General features: G+C 49.1%; 17 protein-coding genes and 2 tRNA genes. 6 read left to right on the top strand and 13 right to left on the bottom strand.

What is annotated here, in order from left to right:
- Positions 1-32 precede the first annotated feature (32 nt).
- The 7 genes from B2Q61_RS17220 to B2Q61_RS17250 form a co-directional block, all read right to left on the bottom strand.
- Complete coding sequence (locus B2Q61_RS17220; RefSeq protein WP_290618014.1) at positions 33-602, bottom strand: nucleoside deaminase; 570 nt, start codon at positions 600-602, stop codon at positions 33-35.
- A 4-nt stretch (positions 603-606) separates the two neighbouring features.
- Complete coding sequence (gpt, locus tag B2Q61_RS17225; RefSeq protein ID WP_290618016.1) at positions 607-1,077, bottom strand: xanthine phosphoribosyltransferase; 471 nt, start codon at positions 1,075-1,077, stop codon at positions 607-609.
- Positions 1,078-1,106: 29 nt separating this feature from the next.
- Entirely contained in the window at positions 1,107-1,808 is a 702-nt protein-coding gene (deoD, locus tag B2Q61_RS17230) for a purine-nucleoside phosphorylase (RefSeq protein WP_290618018.1), read from the bottom strand.
- Between the two features lie 9 nt (positions 1,809-1,817).
- Positions 1,818-3,026: a phosphopentomutase gene (locus B2Q61_RS17235; protein WP_290618020.1), complete on the bottom strand. Its 1,209-nt coding sequence runs from the start codon at positions 3,024-3,026 to the stop codon at positions 1,818-1,820.
- A 254-nt stretch (positions 3,027-3,280) separates the two neighbouring features.
- Positions 3,281-5,443, bottom strand: a complete 2,163-nt coding sequence (locus B2Q61_RS17240; RefSeq protein ID WP_290618022.1) for a prolyl oligopeptidase family serine peptidase — start codon at positions 5,441-5,443, stop codon at positions 3,281-3,283.
- Between the two features lie 213 nt (positions 5,444-5,656).
- Positions 5,657-5,732 (bottom strand) — tRNA-Phe (locus B2Q61_RS17245).
- 57 nt (positions 5,733-5,789) lie between these two features.
- Positions 5,790-5,865: transfer RNA gene (locus B2Q61_RS17250), tRNA-Phe, on the bottom strand.
- Between the two features lie 200 nt (positions 5,866-6,065).
- Here B2Q61_RS17250 and B2Q61_RS17255 point away from each other — a divergent pair.
- A complete protein-coding gene (locus B2Q61_RS17255) occupies positions 6,066-8,828 on the top strand; it encodes a hybrid sensor histidine kinase/response regulator (RefSeq protein ID WP_290618024.1) in 2,763 nt (920 codons plus the stop codon).
- A gap of 102 nt (positions 8,829-8,930) precedes the next feature.
- Here the strand turns inward: B2Q61_RS17255 and kdsA are convergent, their stop codons facing one another.
- The 6 genes from kdsA to hemA all read right to left on the bottom strand — a co-directional run bounded on the left by kdsA (position 8,931) and on the right by hemA (position 15,066).
- A complete protein-coding gene (gene kdsA / locus B2Q61_RS17260) occupies positions 8,931-9,779 on the bottom strand; it encodes a 3-deoxy-8-phosphooctulonate synthase (protein ID WP_290618026.1) in 849 nt (282 codons plus the stop codon).
- 23 nt (positions 9,780-9,802) lie between these two features.
- Positions 9,803-10,174, bottom strand: a complete 372-nt coding sequence (locus B2Q61_RS17265) for a SirB2 family protein (RefSeq protein WP_290618028.1) — start codon at positions 10,172-10,174, stop codon at positions 9,803-9,805.
- 53 nt (positions 10,175-10,227) lie between these two features.
- Positions 10,228-11,784 carry a DUF3369 domain-containing protein gene (locus B2Q61_RS17270; protein ID WP_290618030.1) on the bottom strand — a complete coding sequence of 519 codons (1,557 nt, stop codon included), beginning with the start codon at positions 11,782-11,784 and terminating at the stop codon, positions 10,228-10,230.
- Positions 11,785-11,867: 83 nt separating this feature from the next.
- Positions 11,868-12,707 carry a peptide chain release factor N(5)-glutamine methyltransferase gene (prmC, locus tag B2Q61_RS17275; protein ID WP_290618032.1) on the bottom strand — a complete coding sequence of 280 codons (840 nt, stop codon included), beginning with the start codon at positions 12,705-12,707 and terminating at the stop codon, positions 11,868-11,870.
- Between the two features lies 1 nt (position 12,708).
- Complete coding sequence (gene prfA / locus B2Q61_RS17280; RefSeq protein ID WP_290618034.1) at positions 12,709-13,800, bottom strand: peptide chain release factor 1; 1,092 nt, start codon at positions 13,798-13,800, stop codon at positions 12,709-12,711.
- Between the two features lie 18 nt (positions 13,801-13,818).
- Positions 13,819-15,066, bottom strand: a complete 1,248-nt coding sequence (gene hemA, locus B2Q61_RS17285; RefSeq protein WP_290618035.1) for a glutamyl-tRNA reductase — start codon at positions 15,064-15,066, stop codon at positions 13,819-13,821.
- An 80-nt stretch (positions 15,067-15,146) separates the two neighbouring features.
- Here hemA and lolB point away from each other — a divergent pair, with 80 nt between their 5' ends.
- From lolB to pth, 5 genes are all read left to right on the top strand, one after another.
- On the top strand, positions 15,147-15,752 hold the full coding sequence (gene lolB, locus B2Q61_RS17290) for a lipoprotein insertase outer membrane protein LolB (RefSeq protein ID WP_290618037.1): 606 nt from the start codon (positions 15,147-15,149) through the stop codon (positions 15,750-15,752).
- Positions 15,749-16,600, top strand: coding sequence for a 4-(cytidine 5'-diphospho)-2-C-methyl-D-erythritol kinase (gene ispE, locus B2Q61_RS17295; RefSeq protein WP_290618039.1), 852 nt, complete (start codon positions 15,749-15,751; stop codon positions 16,598-16,600). Before lolB ends, ispE begins: the two co-directional genes overlap by 4 nt.
- A 70-nt stretch (positions 16,601-16,670) precedes the next feature.
- Complete coding sequence (locus B2Q61_RS17300) at positions 16,671-17,606, top strand: ribose-phosphate pyrophosphokinase (protein WP_290618127.1); 936 nt, start codon at positions 16,671-16,673, stop codon at positions 17,604-17,606.
- Between the two features lie 151 nt (positions 17,607-17,757).
- On the top strand, positions 17,758-18,375 hold the full coding sequence (locus B2Q61_RS17305) for a 50S ribosomal protein L25/general stress protein Ctc (protein WP_349679147.1): 618 nt from the start codon (positions 17,758-17,760) through the stop codon (positions 18,373-18,375).
- A complete protein-coding gene (gene pth, locus B2Q61_RS17310; protein ID WP_290618043.1) occupies positions 18,375-18,977 on the top strand; it encodes an aminoacyl-tRNA hydrolase in 603 nt (200 codons plus the stop codon). Before B2Q61_RS17305 ends, pth begins: the two co-directional genes overlap by 1 nt.
- Positions 18,978-19,003 lie beyond the last annotated feature (26 nt).

The following is a 19,003-nucleotide window of genomic DNA, read 5'->3' on the forward strand; positions in this document are numbered from 1 at the left end:
GGTCATCAGCCGTTCTCATGCAGGTTTTCGCGCTAGCCGTTATAAATCTGACCGCCGCCGTTGGCATAATGCTGCAGTACCGCATTAGCTGCATCGCGCTGAACCAGACGGACGACTTCGATACCGGCATCAGTCAGGTACTGATAGCTGCTGGCCTCTACCGGCCCTTCATCAAAGCCGATGGCTCTGGCATCGTCTGCGGTGGCGGCGCATACCAGCCGTTTTACCCCGCTCCACAGCGTGCCACCCAAACACATGGCGCACGGCTCACAGGACGTAAACAACTCGCGTCTGACGCCATCGGCATTCAGGCTGAAGCTTTGCAGTTGCTGCCCGGCCAGCATTATGGCCACCATTTCGCCGTGGGCTGCCGGGTTATGCATTGGCATTACCCGGTTTACGCCTACGCTAAGTAGCTTACCGCTATCACAATCAAAAATGGCACTGCCAAAGGGGCCGCCGGTAGCGCGCAGCACATTTTGCTTTGACAGCTCTACCGCCAGGGCCATTTTCTCGTTGTCATCAGCATAAATTTTCTGCCAGTCGACAACGTCGTTAATCCAGTCAGGTAGGCTAATTGTTAACTGTTGTACTGCTGCCATATGCTTAGTGCTCCGCCAGCGGCTTGCTGTAGGCCAGTTCCATATCCCAGGGCAGCTGGATCCAGGTATCCTGCTCGATGTCGGTAACATAATGGTCTACCAGGGGCTTACCCTGCGGTTTGGCATAAACAGTAACAAAACAGGCCTTGGGGAAATGCTCACGCAGCGCGCGGGCGGTTTCACCGGTATCGACTAAATCGTCAACAATTAACAGCTTGGCGTTATCTTCCAGGCTGGCATCTTTTAAAATACGTAAACTGCCCTGTTTATCATGCTCATAGCTGGCAACACAAATACTGTCTACTACCCGGATATTCAGCTCACGTGCCAGTATAGCAGCAGGCACTAAGCCACCGCGGCTTACTGCCACTATCGCACTGAAGTCCCGGCCCAGTAGTTGCTGTGCCAGTTCTTTGCTGGCCCGGTGAAACGCTTCCCATGACACATAAAACATTTTATTGGTGGTAAGAGACATAATAATTCCGATTTTAATCAGATAAATAACTAAATTAATGACAGCGCGATTTCAACCATTTCATTGAAGCTGGTCTGGCGTAAATCAGCATCCAGCGCCTCACCGGTACGAATGTGATCGCTTACCGTTAAAATGGCCAGTGCGTTAATGCCATACTCAGCGGCAACACCATATAAGCCCGCCGCTTCCATCTCTACCGCCAACACGCCATATTTTTCCAGGGTATCAAACAGGGTTTCGCTTGGGTTGTAAAATAAATCGGAGGTGAACACATTGCCCACTTTAACGTTAATCTGCTTAGCGCGGGCAGCGTGGACCGCTTTTTCCAGTAAGTCATAGTTTGCTATCGCGGCAAAATCCATACCTGCCAGACGGTTGCGGTTAACCCCTGAGTCTGTGCTGGCGCCCATGGCGATAACCACATCACGTACTTTTACCTCAAGCGGTAAAGCACCACAGGAGCCAATGCGGATAATATTCTTAACCCCATAGAATTTGGCTAGCTCTGTGGCATATAGCGACATCGACGGAATACCCATACCAGAACCTAATACACTAACAGGCTTGCCTTGATAGGTGCCGGTATAGCCAAACATATTGCGTACTGTATTGACGCAAACTGCATCGGTTAAAAAGGTCTCAGCAATGTGTTTAGCCCGCAGCGGGTCGCCCGGCATTAAAACGGTTTGCGCAAAAGCATCATCTGCTGCGTTAATATGAGGAGTAGCCATAGTTCTCTCTTAGTGTAATTTAGCAATAAAGGAATCGCCGTGCGCCATCGCGTCCAGCTTAAAATAATCGGCCAGAGTCTGGCCTATGTCAGCAAAGCTCATGCGCTCGCCTAAATCAGTGCTGGCCAGGCCGTGCTGATACGCCAGCACCGGAATATATTCCCGGGTATGTTCGGTACCCGGCCAGGTTGGATCACAACCATGATCCGCCGTCATTAACAACAAGGTATCTTCAGCGCAGGCGTTAAGCAGTTCGGGCAAGCGGCTATCAAAATACTCCAGTGCTTCACCATAACCAATTGCATCACGCCGATGGCCGTAATTTTGATCAAAATCCACCAGATTAGTAAATACCAGGCTGTTATCTGGCTGTTTCGCCATTTCAGACAACGTGGTGTCAATCAGCGCCGCAAGACCAGTGGCTTTAATGTTTTCGCTGATCCCCTGATGAGCATAAATATCCGCTATTTTACCGATGCTGATCACCGTGCCACCTGCCCCGGTTAGTTTATCCAGCACAGTGGGTGCTGGCGGTAAGACTGAATAGTCACGGCGGTTGCCGGTGCGGGCATAGTTATCAGCGCTATCACCTAAAAAGGGCCGGGCGATAACGCGGCCAATATTGTATTCATCTAACAGCTCACGGGCTACCCGGCAAAAGCTCAGCAGCTTTTCCAGACCAAAATGTTCCTCATGGGCGGCGACCTGAAATACGCTGTCAGCAGAGGTATAACAGATTGGCCTGCCGGTTTTAATATGCTCATCCCCCAACTCGCGCAGGATATCAGTACCGGAGGCATGACAATTACCTAAAATGCCGGTTACCCCGGTCCGCTTGCATAATTCAGCAATAAATTGTGGCGGAAAACTCTCTGTTTTTGCGTCAAAGTAGCCCCAGTCAAACAGCACTGGCACGCCGGCCATTTCCCAGTGACCACTGGGTGTATCTTTACCACTGCTAAGTTCACGGGCATAACCATAGGCACCGACCGGCTGTACGCTGTCGTCCACTTCTGGGGCTCTGCCTGCGGCAGCAGTTGCCGCCTTTACCAGGCCTAAACGCGCCAGATTGGGTAAGGCCAGCTGACGGCCTTTATGTTTAACGAATTCACGCGCGATACTGCCAAACGTATTCGCACCCACATCACCAAACAGCTCGGCATCGGGCGCACTGCCAATACCAAAACTATCCAGAACCAGAATCACTGCCTTTGCCATACTGTGGACTCCCACTGCAAAAATGTACCGGCGGGATCTGAGCGCATGCTATGCGAAATCGCGCCGCCCAGAACCTGAAAAATAAAAAGGGCACGCACTTTAATACGCGGCCCGGCCTTTTACAAGTTTAACTGCTACTTTGGCGCTTGCAGCTGATTTTATCAAGCTTTACCCTGTTGAGCGCCAAACAAAAAACGGCGCCAATGCGCCGTTTGTTTGGTTAGCCGTACAGTTAAGGACGATTGCTGGCAGTATTACTGCGGTAGCTGCTGATATCCCATGTTGTACAGGGTAAAGCTGAAGATATCTGCAGCCTGATCTATCACCATCGATACCGGCATACCCGCACCGTGACCGGCGTTAACATCAATCCGGATCAACTGCGGATTAACTTTAGTGGCTTTATCTTGCAGCTCAGCAGCAAATTTAAAGGAATGCGCAGGTACAACCCGATCATCGTGATCTGCCGTGGTCACCATGGTGGCCGGATACGTGGTACCTTCCTGCACGTTATGCACCGGTGAATAGCCTTTTAAATACTGAAACATATCAGCAGACTGCTCAGCTGTGCCATAGTCATAGGCCCAGCCCGCACCCGCGGTAAAAGTGTGATAACGCAGCATATCCAGCACGCCCACAGCAGGTAGCGCAACTTTAAATAATTCAGGACGTTGCGTCATGGCAGCCCCTACCAGTAAGCCGCCGTTTGAACCACCTCGAATAGCCAGTTTGTCAGCAGACGTGTACTGCTGCTGTTGCAAATACTCTGCCGCAGCAATAAAATCGTCAAACACGTTTTGTTTTTGCTGTTGCACCCCGGCATTGTGCCAGGCTTTACCATACTCACCACCACCGCGCAGATTTGCTACGGCATACACGCCCCCCATTTCCATCCATACCGCATTTGCTACGCTGAATGAAGGGGTAAGGCTAACGTTAAAACCGCCATACCCATACAAAATGGTCGGGTTAGTACTATCTTTTTTCAGGCCTTTCTTATAGCTGATGATCATTGGCACCTTAGTACCATCTTTCGACGTATAAAAAACCTGCTCTGAAGTATAGTTTTCAGGGTTAAACTCAATTTTCGGGCTGTTATATAAATCAGACTTGCCAGTCTCTGGCACAAATGCATAAATGCTGGAAGGGGTGGTGTAATTGGCAAACGAATAATACAGCTGCTCAGCGTCTTTTTTGCCGCTAAAGCCCCCCACACTGCCAATTCCGGGCAAATTAATGTCTCTGACCAGTTTACCGCTATAGTCATACTGTTTTACTTTAGCAATCGCATCAACCATGTAGTTAGCAAACAAGTAACCTGCGCCTTTACTGATCCGCAAAACATTTTCGGTTTCCGGAATGAGCTCCTGCCAGTTATCCGGGGTAGGTTTAGTGGCAGAGGTAACAACCACTTTGCGGTTTGGCGCATTAAGATTGGTCACCAGATACAGTTTGTCGCCGTCATTATCCAATAAATCGGTATCCGATTCAGTATGATCAAGAATCGTTACAAACGGACTATTTTCTTTGGTTAAATCTTTTAAAAACAGTTTATTGCCAGAGGTTGATACCGCGGCAGACACCAGCAGGTATCGGTCATCTTCAGTAACAGATGCTCCAACATAACGATGCTTCTGTTCAGCCGAGCCACCAAACACCACGCGATCTTCAGTTTGAGCAGTACCCAGTTTGTGATAGTACAACTTGTGCTGATCGGTCATAGCCGACAGTTCACTGCCTGCTGGTTTATCATAACTGGAGTAAAAGAAGCCGTCATTGCCGACCCAGGAGATACCACTGAACTTAACATCAATCAGGGTTGGCTCCAGCTGCTCTTTTGTTTGCGCGTCAATCACGATGATTTTGCGCCAGTCGCTGCCACCCTCAGAGATAGCGTAAGCCGCCAGGCTGCCATCACGGGAAAATTCTATATCAGCCAATGAAGTGGTGCCATCTTCACTAAAGGTATTTGGATCTAAGAATACTTCAGCTTCGCCGCCATCTTTCTGCCGGTACAACACGAACTGATTTTGTAAACCATCATTTTTATAAAAATAGTGGTATTCGCCTTCTTTAAAGGGTGCACCAATACGCTCAAAATTCCAGGATTTCTCTAACTTGGCACGAACTTGATCCCGAAATGGTATTTGCTCCAGGTAGGAGAAGGTGACCTTATTCTGCGCCTTTACCCAGGCTTCAGTTTCGCTGCTGCGATCATCTTCCAGCCAGCGATAGGGATCAGCCACTGCGGTATCAAAATAGGTATCAACGGTCTCGCCCTTGCGAGTAGCGGGGTATTCTAATTGCTGGCGTTGCTCTGTACTCACGGTAACATCCTGGCTGGGTTTTGGATCTTGTTTAGCACCACCGCATGCACTGAGCATAGCCGTCGCTAACAGGGTAATCGCGTATTTCATTACAAGTAAACTCCATCGTTATTGTTCTTAAATAGAAGCGCTTATATCTGATGACTTCCTAAAGGAGTGTAAACAGCAGACCTGACCTGAGCTTACCAAAGATAGCGGCGGCTGCCTATTTCAACTAACTGAAATTTATGTGGACTCACAGGAAATATCGGGGTGTTATTCGCAAAGCAAAACGCCAGCAATATGCTGGCGTTTCAACTGAGATGGTGCCCAGAGGCGGAATCGAACCACCGACACGCGGATTTTCAATCCGCTGCTCTACCGACTGAGCTATCTGGGCAAAAAAATTGTGCTGGTAATATTGTCCTGCACCTGGCAGCAACAGAACACCAAAATATGGTGCCCAGAGGCGGAATCGAACCACCGACACGCGGATTTTCAATCCGCTGCTCTACCGACTGAGCTATCTGGGCAATGCGGGACGTATTAAACGGATTTTGCTAAGCTAAGTCAACAGATTTTTTCTAAAAGCATTGCAACCGGACAGGGATTAATCAAAGGGTGCTGCTTTGTTCGCCAGCTCCTAAAATTAACACTGCGCCAGCTACAAAAAACTTGTTACACTGTCCCCAGTTAACCGGCACGCCTTTCAATGCATTTAGATGGACAGCTGATGGAAAAAACCACCTACACCAAACCTATGTTTCGCCGCCTGGTATTAATGGCCTTGTTAATTCTGTTATTACAAGCCGCCTTGTTTATCTTGTTTACCTTGCCAGACCAAAACCGGGAAGAACAGCAGCTCGCCCGGTTAACTGCCGAGACAACCATCCTGGCCAGCGCATTAAGCGGGCCGCTGCGGGATGATAATATCCAAACTGCCGAGCAATTACTGTTACAAGCCCGTAATGCAGATATTCATCGGGCTATATATTTGTATCGCCAGGCCAATCAACAACTGGAATTGATCGCCAATACGGTAAACCTGGCTAATTTCGTACCACAGCCTGAATTGGCGAATCGTGAAATCCGCCAGGGCAACTACTTAATCGTCAGTAGAATCGTCAGCAATGACGTCGGGACAGTGCTGGTGAATGTGAATTATATTCCGCCAACCAGCCAGCTCCCCCTGTTGCTTGCCTTTATCATCAGTGCTGTGGTCGGTGTTTTACTTAGTTTAAGCTTTGCGTATGCCATTTCAGTTTATTTCGGCCGCAAACTGACGCCATTAGTAAGCGGCACTAAAACTGCGTTAGACAAAAACCAATATGATGGCAGTGTCGAGAGCCATGCCCAGGATAACTTTGGCGTGCTGGGCAGTTATATCAATAAACTTTTCAGGCGTATCGAGCAGGGGCAACAGGCCCTGAAGAACTCTGAAACCGATATCGCCCAGCTAAAGCAGGAAGTTGACACCCGGATTAAAGAACGAACAGACGCTTTAGAAACCGCCAAGCTAACTGCCGAGCGCGCTAATGAAGCAAAATCAACCTTTTTAGCGACCATGAGCCATGAAATTCGCACACCGATGAATGGCATTATCGGCACCATAGATTTACTGAGAAAAACCCAGCTCTCTACCTCACAATTCAGAATGACGGATACCATCCGTGAGTCATCTTTCTCGTTACTGCGCATATTGGATGATATTCTGGATTTCTCGAAAATAGAGGCTGGCAAACTGGAGCTGGAGAATATTCCGGTTTCCCTGGTCGATATCATTGAGGCGGTCGGTCGCATTCTGGTATCAGTTGCCTATCAGCGGCAAATTGATCTGAAATTATATATCGACCCGAAAATACCTGATGGCTTATTCGGTGATCCGGTCAGGTTGCGTCAGATATTATATAATCTGGCCGGCAACGCCATCAAATTTACTGAAACCACACCCCAGAAAACCGGCGTGGTGGTGATCCGGGCGGATTTAATGGAAGAAAACATTGAGTTTAGTCAGGTTCAGTTTAGCGTTGTTGATAATGGCCGGGGCATGACCCAGCGCCAGATTAACCATGTATTTCACCCGTTTAATCAGGCAGAAGGGTCTATTACCCGTAAGTTTGGTGGCACCGGCCTGGGGCTGTCTATCTGTCAGCGGCTGACCTCGCTAATGTACGGTGATATAGACGTGCACAGCGAAGTAGGTAAGGGCACTGAATTTAAAGTCAGGATCCCGATGCGCCGCTCTGACGAAATTGATTATGTTGGCAAAGAGCTGTTGCGGGATGTGCATATTTGCCTGTTTACCCAGGACAGCGACAATCAGGAACATTTAAGCGATTACTTCCTGCATGCGCATGCGGAACTTGAAGTCTTCAACAACATTGAAGCATTATTCAAGCGTGCCTCCGCACAAAAACCACTGCCGCCCAAGCAGGCTGCCGTGTGGGTGCTTGACGCAACCTATGAGCAAATCTCTGCTGAGCACATTAAAATGCTGCAGCAGGTGCCACAGCTGGAGCCTGTGCAGTTTATTGTAATTACCAATCAGGTTGAGTTATCAGAGCACAGTAATGAGCAAACGTACTACCTGCATAGCTCTCCTATATGCCGTAGTCATCTGTACGACGCCATTTTAGTAGCCGCCAGGCGCAAAGAGAAACCAAAACCGCAACAAACATCCAGTCTGAACTTAAGTAAAGGCGCTCCGGATATTGAAACCGCCAGGCGCGACAGACAGTTAATTCTGCTGGCTGAAGACAATATCATGAACCAACGGGTGATTGTCGATCAGCTAAATGCGCTCGGTTATGCTGTTGAAGTGGCAGATGATGGCGCTGTTGCGCTGGATATGTGGCGACATTACCATTACCCGTTAGTGCTAACCGATTTACATATGCCCAATATGAGTGGCTACGATTTAGCCATTGCTATTCGCAAAGAAAGTTTAAACCGGCAGGATGATAGTAACTTCAGTCGGATTGTCGCCGTTACCGCTAACGCCCTCAAAGGTGAAGAGCAAAAATGTATCAGTATTGGTATGGATGGTTATATTACCAAGCCCCTGGAACTGGTTACCCTGGAAACCATGCTCAAACGCTGGCTGCCCAACACGGAAAAAAAGTCGGCCACTGCGGCTGCCAGTAACGCTGAACCAGGCCAGCTACCCTCGCCCATTTGTTTTACCACCATTGCCAATTTTCTGGGCAATGAACCGGCGAAGCACGAGGAGTACCTTAACTACTTCGTTAAGCACGCCAAAGAGTTATTGGCTGAATTAGCCACTGTAGCGAAAGACCAGAATCGCAGCGCGGTCAGGGCTGTTGCCCATCAATTCAAATCAGTAGCCAAAAGTGTTGGTGCCGTTAGTCTGTCAGCGGAGGCATTAAAACTGGAACGGGCGGCGGAAAATAGTGACTGGTCAGTCATTAATGAACACGGCCGGGTAATGCAGGAGAAATACCAGGAAGTGGTTAATTACGTGCGTCAGCGCTATTAACCAAGGGGCAGGTACCACTGCCGTTACCAACATTATACCCTGTTAAAAAAACCGGCAATATTGCCGGTTTTTTTAACAGGGTAACCCCAAACTCAAGCATGATCAGCTGGCAGAAGTATCCAGCGGGGCAAAGCTTTTAACCAGTTGGTCAAGCTGCTGCATCTGGCTCAGATATCCTTCCAGCTTTGCTAAAGGTAACGCACAGGGACCGTCGCATTTTGCCTGCTCAGGATCAGGATGGGCTTCAATAAATAACCCAGCCAGACCAAGCGCCATACCAGAACGCGCTAACTGAGCAGCCTGAGCACGCCGGCCATCTGCTGAATCGGTTCGCCCCCCCGGCTTTTGCAGCGCATGCGTTGCATCGAATATTACCGGCGCGAATTGCTTCATTTCATCCATACCCAGCATATCAACCACCAGATTGTTATACCCAAAGCAGCTGCCGCGTTCGCATAAAATAACCTTATCGTTACCTGCTTCAGCAAACTTAGTAATAATATGCCGCATTTCGTGAGGTGCCAGAAACTGCGGTTTTTTGACATTAATCACCGCACCGGTTTTGGCCATCGCTACCACCAAATCCGTCTGCCGGGCTAAAAATGCCGGCAATTGGATAACATCAACCACTTCTGCCACTGGCGCAGCTTGCCAGGGTTCGTGCACGTCAGTAATCAACGGCACCTCAAAGGTTCGTTTAATTTCAGCAAAGATTTTTAAGCCTTCCTCCAGACCAGGGCCCCGGTAAGAGTGAACCGACGAACGATTCGCTTTATCAAATGAAGCCTTAAATACAAAAGGGATCCCCAGCTTAGTGCATACGGTAACGTAATGCTCGGCAATGCGCATTGCCATATCCCGTGATTCCAGCACATTCATGCCACCAAACAGCACAAACTGCTGCTGGTTGTTTACTGTAAGGTTACCGACTCTGACGGTTTTCTGTTCCATAATATTCCAGCAATCTGTTTAAATTAAAGCGGTATAAACACCGGTTGTTTGTCAAGTGCTACCCTAATCATTAATCCCAACCAGCCCAGTGCTCCTAAAAAGCATAACCAGCGTATTGCAATGGTACGGCCACGCAACGCCATAACTGCCAGCGCGATATAGGCCAGCAGGGCAATCAACTTCTCCGTCAGCCAGCTATTCACAAACGGATACTGATTGATACTGAACATCAGCACCACTGCGGTTAAAATAAGTAAGGTATCAACTATATGGGGGCCAATTTTCAGCAATTTGTGCTGCAACAGTGGCGAGCTGCGTAACATCATACCAAAGCGAATAAACAATAAACTGACACTCAGTACCGCAAATAACAAGTGTAAATTTTTAAACGCCATATACATACTGCAGGGTCCTTATTTGTATTACAACGCGCTACTGGTGCGCCATGCTAATCTTCAATATCTGGATATTTTTGTAAAATGGTTTCGAGCGTTTCAACCCGTTGCAGAAATAATTCAACCAGTGCAGGTTCGAACTGCTTGCCCGACTGAGCCACAATATGTGCTATTACCTCGTCTTTACTCCAGCTTTTTTTGTAGCAACGAGGATGGCGAAGCGCATCGTATACATCAGCCAGAGCAGCAATGCGGCCATACACATGAATATCCTTACCCTTTTTACCCGCAGGGTAACCCGTGCCGTCCCATTTTTCATGATGGTCCTGAGCGACAATTGCACCGGCCTGAATAATAACACGTTTTGAGTTTTTCAAAATATCATAGCCAATGCTGCTGTGGGTTTTCATTACTTCCCATTCACCATTATTAAGCTTGGCCGGTTTATTTAAAATGCCATCAGGAATGCCTACTTTGCCCACATCATGCAGCGGTGAAGCATACATTAGCCGCTCGGCTTCTTCCTCACTCAGGCCATATGCTTTTGCCAGGTCATAGCAAATAAAGGCAACCCGGCGAACATGGTTTCCGGTTTCTACCGAACGATGCTCCACCGCTTCGCTTAAGCGGTATACAATTTCACGTTGGGTGTCTTCTATTTCATGCTGCAACTGCACATTTTCGTAAGCGATCTGTACATTCTGCGCAAATAACTCGATGAGTTTTTTCTGATTGTCACTCACCTGCCCCGGCAAGCCAGAAATATATAGCAGCGAGCCATGGGTAAACTTACTGCAGCAGTAAGCCACCAGATAGTTGTCCCGATAGACGATACTGCGACTGTCCAGTGCAGTTTCAAATGCTGCCAGCAGCTCATGATTTAACACCTCTTGCACCGGTTTGCCCTCTTTTTGGGCGAACTGGCCCTGCCCGGCAAACACCACTAAATCGCGGGGGCCGGCATCGGATCGCACATTGCCCGCGACCATAGATGAGCTGGCCAGTAAGGCGTTTTCATGACTGCCCAGTATAGAGGTCAGTTGTTGCAGTACCCCTTCAATAAATTGCTCCATGGAATGTGCAGAAAACAGATCAATTGAAGCATTAATAATTTTTTCCAAGCCCTGACGGCTATGTTCCAGCGACAGGATATCGCGATAAGAACGCAGGCTGGACATAATCACGGTAAATAGTTTTTGCGCGGTCAGCTCAGTTTTTGATTTATAGTCGTTGATATCATAATTAACGATAACCTGACGCTCTGGTGCCTGGCCCGGCTGACCGGTTCGCAGAATAATCCGCACATGGTCATTTTTCAGCTCTTCCCGCACATGCCGTGCTACCAATAAGCCGGCATCGTCGGTTTCCATTACCACATCGAGCAAAATAATGGCGGTATCCGGATGGGCGGCTATCATTTCCCGGGCTTGTGCACCCGAATAGGCGCTTAAAAACTCGAGCCCTTTGTTATTGAAGCTAAAATCGCTGAGGGCCAGCTTAGTGACGGTATGAACTTCAGGTTCATCATCAACAATTAATACTTTCCAGTAGCCATGATTGACCACCTCAGGGCGTTCAGTTTCGTCAGCAAACAGAAAGGCGTCATTCATCAGGCGGGCTCCGAAAACAGATAGCGATTCAAAAAACGTCAAATAGTTATATGCGCTAATAGCTTGCGGGTCAAAATTTATTGTTATTCGTTGTGGCTATTTAAACAACCACCGCTGATCCGCCAGTTGCCACCGTAGTCTTTGCGCGACTGCACCTTGTTAAAGCCTGCCGTCGTTAATAACTGCTGCACGTCTTCAGCCTGATTGTAGCCATGCTCGAGCCATAACCAGCCTTTCGTGGCTAAATAAGCCGGTGCTTGCTGACATATAGTGGCTAAATCTGCCAGGCCCCGCTCTGCAGCAACCAGCGCTGATACAGGCTCATATTTCAGCGCCGGTAAATGCGGGTCGTCTGGCTCAATATAGGGCGGATTGCTGACAATAAGATCAAATTGCTGGCCTGTAACCGCACTGAACCAGTCGCTTGGCGAAATTGTGCAGTTGCTGGCCGCTAAACGGGTTGCATTGCGCCTGGCAAGCGCCACTGCTGCGCTTATTTTATCTACCGCGGTGACCTGCCACAATGGCCGGTTACAGGCCAGCGCCAGCGCGATAGCACCGGTACCGGTGCCCAAATCCAGTACTTTGGCATGCTCTGGCAAAGACAGCGATAACGCCTGCTCAACCAATAGCTCGGTATCTGGCCTTGGGATCAGGGTGCAGCTGGCAACTTCAAGTTCAATATTCCAGAACGGCCAGTGGCCAATAATATAAGCGATGGGCTCATCCTGCACCGCCCTGTGCAGTAGCTGATTTAGCGCCTGCAGATCTGGCTCTCCCAGCGTATCGTCACCATGACCGTATACATAACTGACGCTGACGTTTAACTGATGACACAACAACAACCTGGCGTCGTCAGCCGCCAGCGCTGAAACACCGCTAAGCTGGCGGGTTGCCTGTTGCAGCCATTCTGCCAGGGTCATCTCAGCGATTTTCGTCTGCCAGCGCTGCCAGTAAGTCAGCCTGGTGTTCCTGATTCAACGGTTCTAAAACTAACTCCAGATCACCTTCCATCACTTCGTTTAAACGATAAATGGTCAGGTTGATCCGATGATCTGTTAACCTGCCTTGCGGGAAATTGTAAGTGCGGATCCGTTCAGAACGATCACCACTGCCTACCAGAGAACGGCGGGTTGATTCTTCCGTTAAGCGGCGCTTTTCGTCTTCTGCTGCCTGAATCCGGGATTGCAGTACACTCATCGCACGGGCCCGGTTTTTATGCTGGGAACGTTCGTCCTGACATTCGACCACGATGCCGGTAGGTAAGTGGGTGATCCGGATAGCCGAGTCGGTGCGGTTAACGTGCTGACCACCCGCGCCAGACGCCCGGTAAGTATCCACCTTTAAATCTGCCGGGTTAATTTCTATTGCTTCATTTTCTGGTATTTCCGGCATAATAGCCACGGTACAGGCCGAGGTGTGCACCCTGCCCTGTGATTCAGTAGCGGGTACCCGCTGTACCCGATGACCACCAGATTCAAATTTTAAAATACCGTAAGCACCGTCGCCCTGCACGCCAACAATCACTTCTTTAAATCCGCCATGCTCGCCTTCGTTAGCGCTGATCACTTCCAGCTTCCAGCGCCGGCGCTCTGCAAAGCGGCTATACATCCGGTATACGTCGCCGGCAAATATTGCCGCTTCATCACCACCTGCCCCGGCCCGGATTTCGATAAAACAGTTATTGCTGTCATTCGGGTCTTTGGGCAACAATAACAATTGCAGCTCTTTTTCCAGTTGTTCAATGGCAGCGCGGGCGCTTTTATATTCTTCCTGCGCCATTTCACGCATGTCAGGATCACTATCTTTCTGCATTTCTTCAGCAGCAGCTAAATCCTGCTGCGCCTGTCGAAAGCGGTTAAACGCTTTACTGACATCTTCCAGCTGACTGTACTCTTTAGAAAGCTCGCGAAAACGTTTCTGATCGCCAATAACGCCTGGATCGCTTAACAACGCCTGCACTTCTTCATGCCTTTCGACTAAGCCTTCAAGCTTGCGGTATACCGAATCTTTCATGTTAGGTCTGTTACCTGTTTAAATATCTAATAAACTGTTGATTAGTGCCTGCGGCTCACTGGCCTCGTGTTGCAATAACTGACGGATAGTTTTGGTCGGGCTGTGCATCAGCCGGTTACTGAGCTTGTTGGCCAGCTCAGCCAGCACTTTCTCAGCATCCTGACCTGCAGCAAGCTGGTTTAATGCCCGGCCCAGCAACTCGGTTTTAATATTCTCACAGCGCTGGCGGTAATCCCGCACCCAGTCAACGCTGCCTTGCAATTGCAGCCATTGCAGATAATCATCGGCTCCCTGCCTGATTATCACACCCGCCTGCTCTGCGGCTTGCTGGCGCGAGCTGACATTTTGCGCCACTATACTTTGCAAGTCGTCGACCGTATACAAATACGCATCTTCCAGCTCAGCTACCTGTTGTTCGATATCACGTGGTACGGCCAGATCGACCAGAAACATCGGTTTATGCCGACGCTTTTTTAACGCCTGCTCCACCATGCCTTTGCCAACTATCGGCAAGGTACTGGCAGTTGAACTTATCACGATATCCGCCTGCGGTAGCTGCATCGGCACCTGCGACAACGTAATCACCTTGGCATTAAACTGCTCTGCCAACAGCACGGCCCGCTCATAGGTGCGGTTGGCAACGGTGAGTTCTTTAGCACCCTGTTCGGCCAAATGACGGGCAACCAACTCAATCGTTTCACCTGCGCCAATTAACAGCACCTGCACTTTTTCAAGTTTACCAAAGATTTGTTTAGCTAAACTAACCGCGGCAAAGGCGACTGAGACTGCATTGGCACCGATATCGGTGTTGGTCCGGACATCTTTGGCAACAGCAAAGGTTTTTTGAAACAATCGTTCAAATTGCGGATTAATCGTGCCAGCCTGACGTGACTGATTATAAGCCTGCTTAACCTGGCCCAGGATCTGTGGCTCGCCTAATACCAAAGAATCGAGTCCGGCCGCTACCCGCATCAAATGCTCAGCAGCCAGCCGATCGTAGTGCAGATACAGATGTGGCTGCAATTCATTGACAGCTAACTGATGAAACTGGGCCAACCAGGCAACAACGTGTTCTGCTTGATTATTTGTGCCGTTAAAATACAATTCGGTACGATTACAGGTCGATAAAATAACCGCATCGGTTACCGCAGTAGCCGTAGCCAGTTCGCGCAAGGCTTCATGCACCTGTTCCGGGGCAAATGCCACTTTTTCCCGTAAACCAACCGGTGCTGTTTTATGATTAATGCCTAGTGCAAAGATGGCCATCACCTGTATCATCAAGTTTGTCAGGGGCGAATTGTACGAAAAAGCCCATATTAAGAAAAGCGTAACTAAGGACTTTCAGCGTGCCAGCATCAATTAAGTGGCTTATCCTCGCCGGATTACTGCTCATTACCAGTGGTTGCAGCCTGTTATCAAAGCCCTCACCGGCACCGGCCCTGGACAATAAAAGTCGGCTGGCGCAGCTAACTGCGATCGAACAGTATAGGTTACAGGCTTCAGTCGGCATTAAAACCCCAGAAGAATCAGTAAGTGGTAACCTGAACTGGCAACAGCATAACACCGAACACTTTAAAGCACGTCTTGCTAATTTTTTCGGGATCAGCCTGTTTGAACTCACCAATGACGCACAGGGCAGCAGTATTCTGGTGCGTGGCGAGCGCTACCAGGCGGCTGACCCCGGTAGTTTACTCTGGCAACTGGCTGGCTGGTCGATGCCGTTGGACGATATGCCACTGTGGTTAAAAGGGATACCGGGTGCTAAGGCCAGCGCCGTGGAATACGATGATCTTGGCAGAGTGCTGGCATTTCAGCTGGTGGATAGCACCGGAATTATCTGGCAGCTTCGTTATCAGAGCTTCTTCGCTGATGCGCTGGCGTTGCCCCAGAAAATTAAGCTCAGCAGTGACGATACCACTATTAGTTTTTATATCAGGAGCTGGCAATTATGACCCTGAGCCTGCCTGCGGTTGCCAAGCTTAATTTATTTTTACATATTACCGGTCGCCGCCACGACGGCTATCACAATCTGCAAACCTTATTTCAATTGCTGGATGTCGGCGATCAGCTGCATTTCACGCTCCGTCATGACAATAAGCTGACCCTGCAATGTAATGATCTTAGCCTGCAAGGTGCCGACAATCTGATTATTAAGGCGGCAGTGTTACTGCAACAGCACACCGGTTGCAGCCGGGGCTGTGATATTATTCTGGACAAAAATTTACCAATGGGCGGCGGGCTCGGAGGGGGTTCATCCGATGCGGCCACGACCCTGCTGGCGTTAAATGTATTATGGCAACTAAACTTAAGTACGCCGCAATTGGCAGCACTGGCATTAACGCTCGGGGCTGATGTACCATTATTCGTCTGGGGCCGGAGTGCGTTTGCTGAAGGCATAGGTGAAAAATTAGTCGCGGTTGACCTGCCTGAAAAAATTTATTTAGTGGTCACGCCACCTTGCCACATCAGCACAGCAGAGATATTCCAGCATCCCGATTTAACCAGAAACAGCCGTGCCCTGAGTTTAGACACGCTGTTTAACAGTCCCTGGCGCAACGATTGCCAACCATTGGTCGAACAGCTGCAGCCGATTGTTGCAATAACCTTACAGTGGTTGGTAGAATATGCGCCGTGTCGAATGACGGGTACTGGCGCCAGTGTGTTCGCCGAATTTCCGGACACGGCCAGTGCTCAGCATGCCTTAGCCAATTTGCCGCCAAATTGCCGCGGCTTTATTGCTAAAGGAGTCAACCAGTCGCCAGTAATGGCGGCGTTGGCAGATACGGAATTTTACGCCTGATGCCATTTACTCTGGCATTTAATGATTTAACCGGACTCACCACCGCCCTGAGGATCCTACTGTGCCCGACATGAAGGTTTTCGCTGGTAACGCCATACCAGAACTTGCTCGTAAAATCGCCAGCCGTCTCTATATCAAACTGGGAGATGCCGAAGTTGGCCGTTTCAGTGATGGCGAAGTTAGCGTACAAATCAATGAAAATGTTCGTGGTTCTGATGTTTTTATTATTCAGTCAACCTGCGCCCCCACCAATGACAACCTGATGGAACTGATTGTGATGGTGGATGCATTACGCCGCGCCTCAGCCGGTCGGATCACTGCAGTTATTCCTTACTTTGGCTACGCCAGACAGGACCGCCGGGTGCGTTCAGCCAGGGTTCCTATCACCGCTAAAGTTGTGGCAGATTTTTTATCCAGTGTTGGTGTCGACCGGGTATTAACCGTCGACTTGCACGCCGAACAAATTCAGGGTTTCTTCGATGTGCCGGTAGACAACGTGTTCGCCAGTCCGGTATTGCTGGATGATATGCGCAAGAAAACGTTGCATTCCCCGGTTGTGGTATCACCGGATATTGGCGGTGTGGTGCGCGCCCGCGCAGTCGCAAAACTGCTTAACGACGCTGACTTAGCCATTATTGATAAACGCCGGCCCAAGGCAAACGTGTCGCAGGTTATGCACATTATCGGTGATGTTAAAGATCGCGACTGCATTATCGTTGACGATATGATTGATACTGGCGGCACCCTTTGTAAAGCCGCCGAAGCGTTAAAAGAGCAAGGTGCTAAGCGGGTGTTTGCTTATGCTACCCATGCAGTATTTTCTGGCAATGCCCCGGAAATTATCAGCAATTCAGTGATTGACGAGCTAATTGTTACTGACACCATTCCGTTGTCAGCGGCAATGAAAACCATCAGCAAAGTACGTCAGTTAACGTTAAGCGAGCTGATGGCGGAATGTATTCGCCGGATCAGCAACGAAGAATCTATTTCTTCGATGTTCGACTAATACAGCAAGCCAGCTTAATTAAGGCGCCGATGGGCGCCTTTTTCATTTGCAGCAGGTCGGTGCGGGTGGTAACATGTCGCGCCTTTTGAAAGGGCAATCAGGTTGGGGCTGGTCGCAAGCCGCAACAACAATCACTTTATTGGAGTACATCATGTCTGATGCAATTTTCGCGTTAACTGCAGAAGTCCGTACTGACCTGGGGAAAGGTGCGAGCCGCCGCCTGCGTCACGAAGACAAAGTTCCAGCCATTATTTATGGCGGACACAAAGATGCCTTATCTGTTACTTTAGAGCACTCTAAGCTGTTAAAAGCCCAGAGCTTTGAAGCATTTTATTCTCACATCCTGACCATCACTGTCGGTAAAGAGAAGATCCAGGCTATCGTTAAAGATATGCAACGTCACCCGTATAAGCCAAAAATCATGCACGTTGATTTCCAACGCGTTGAAGCAGGCCACGAACTGACCACTATCGTGCCGGTTCACTTCTTAAACGAAGATAAGCCAATCAAAAAAGGCGGTGTGGTAGTTCACGCCCTGAACGAGATTGAAATCAGCGTATTACCAAAAGACTTACCAGAGTTTATCGAAGTAGACCTGGCTGACGTTGAAGTAGGTACCACCTTACACCTGACTGACATTAAAGCACCTAAAGGTGTGACTTTTGTTCAGTTAAACAAAGGTGAAGGCCATGACCTGCCAGTGGTATCTGTGAACAAGCCAGCTGGTAAAGCCGTTGATACAGAAGAAGAAACTGAAACCGCTGAGTAATGTCTGACGCATTACCTGCCAATGTTCAGTTAATCGTGGGCCTGGGAAATCCAGGCCCCGAATACCAGCATACCCGGCATAATGCCGGGGTCTGGTTTGTTGAAAAGCTGGCTCATGCCTTTAATGTCAGCCTGAAAAACGACAGTAAATTCTTTGGTTATACCGGCAAATTTAGTTGTGCGGGTCAGGAATTTAAACTGCTTATCCCCTCTACTTTTATGAATCTCAGTGGCAAAGCCGTATTAGCTATGGCCCAGTTTTACAAATTGGCACCGGAGAATATTCTGGTTGCCCATGATGAGCTGGCACTGGAGCCCGGTATTGCCAAGTTTAAACTCGGTGGCGGCCATGCCGGCCACAACGGTTTACGCGATATTATGGCGCGCTTAAGTAATAACCCGAATTTTTACCGGTTACGTCTCGGCATTGGTCATCCCGGCCATAAAGACAAAGTAACCGGTTTTGTGCTGGGCAAAGCCCCGGCCAGTGAACAACAATTAATTGATGCCAGTATTGATGAAGCAGTCAGCTGCTTTGACATTCTGGCGCGCGACGGCTTAATTAAAGCCCAGCACCGTTTACACAGTTTTAAAGCCAGCTAGCCTTTTGGCCAGCAATACAGCGTAAA

The sequence above is a fragment of the Arsukibacterium sp. UBA5043 genome, from assembly GCA_002415085.1.
Classification (GTDB): Bacteria; Pseudomonadota; Gammaproteobacteria; order Enterobacterales; family Alteromonadaceae; genus Alishewanella.

Coding starts and splice junctions, on each gene's coding strand:
- B2Q61_RS17220 (WP_290618014.1), bottom strand. CDS start 602: ATGGCAGCAGTACAACAGTTAACAATTAGCCTACCTGACTGGATTAAC.
- gpt (WP_290618016.1), bottom strand. CDS start 1,077: ATGTCTCTTACCACCAATAAAATGTTTTATGTGTCATGGGAAGCGTTT.
- deoD (WP_290618018.1), bottom strand. CDS start 1,808: ATGGCTACTCCTCATATTAACGCAGCAGATGATGCTTTTGCGCAAACC.
- B2Q61_RS17235 (WP_290618020.1), bottom strand. CDS start 3,026: ATGGCAAAGGCAGTGATTCTGGTTCTGGATAGTTTTGGTATTGGCAGT.
- B2Q61_RS17240 (WP_290618022.1), bottom strand. CDS start 5,443: ATGAAATACGCGATTACCCTGTTAGCGACGGCTATGCTCAGTGCATGC.
- B2Q61_RS17255 (WP_290618024.1), top strand. CDS start 6,066: ATGGAAAAAACCACCTACACCAAACCTATGTTTCGCCGCCTGGTATTA.
- kdsA (WP_290618026.1), bottom strand. CDS start 9,779: ATGGAACAGAAAACCGTCAGAGTCGGTAACCTTACAGTAAACAACCAG.
- B2Q61_RS17265 (WP_290618028.1), bottom strand. CDS start 10,174: ATGGCGTTTAAAAATTTACACTTGTTATTTGCGGTACTGAGTGTCAGT.
- B2Q61_RS17270 (WP_290618030.1), bottom strand. CDS start 11,784: ATGAATGACGCCTTTCTGTTTGCTGACGAAACTGAACGCCCTGAGGTG.
- prmC (WP_290618032.1), bottom strand. CDS start 12,707: ATGACCCTGGCAGAATGGCTGCAACAGGCAACCCGCCAGCTTAGCGGT.
- prfA (WP_290618034.1), bottom strand. CDS start 13,800: ATGAAAGATTCGGTATACCGCAAGCTTGAAGGCTTAGTCGAAAGGCAT.
- hemA (WP_290618035.1), bottom strand. CDS start 15,066: ATGGCCATCTTTGCACTAGGCATTAATCATAAAACAGCACCGGTTGGT.
- ispE (WP_290618039.1), top strand. CDS start 15,749: ATGACCCTGAGCCTGCCTGCGGTTGCCAAGCTTAATTTATTTTTACAT.
- B2Q61_RS17300 (WP_290618127.1), top strand. CDS start 16,671: ATGAAGGTTTTCGCTGGTAACGCCATACCAGAACTTGCTCGTAAAATC.
- B2Q61_RS17305 (WP_349679147.1), top strand. CDS start 17,758: ATGTCTGATGCAATTTTCGCGTTAACTGCAGAAGTCCGTACTGACCTG.
- pth (WP_290618043.1), top strand. CDS start 18,375: ATGTCTGACGCATTACCTGCCAATGTTCAGTTAATCGTGGGCCTGGGA.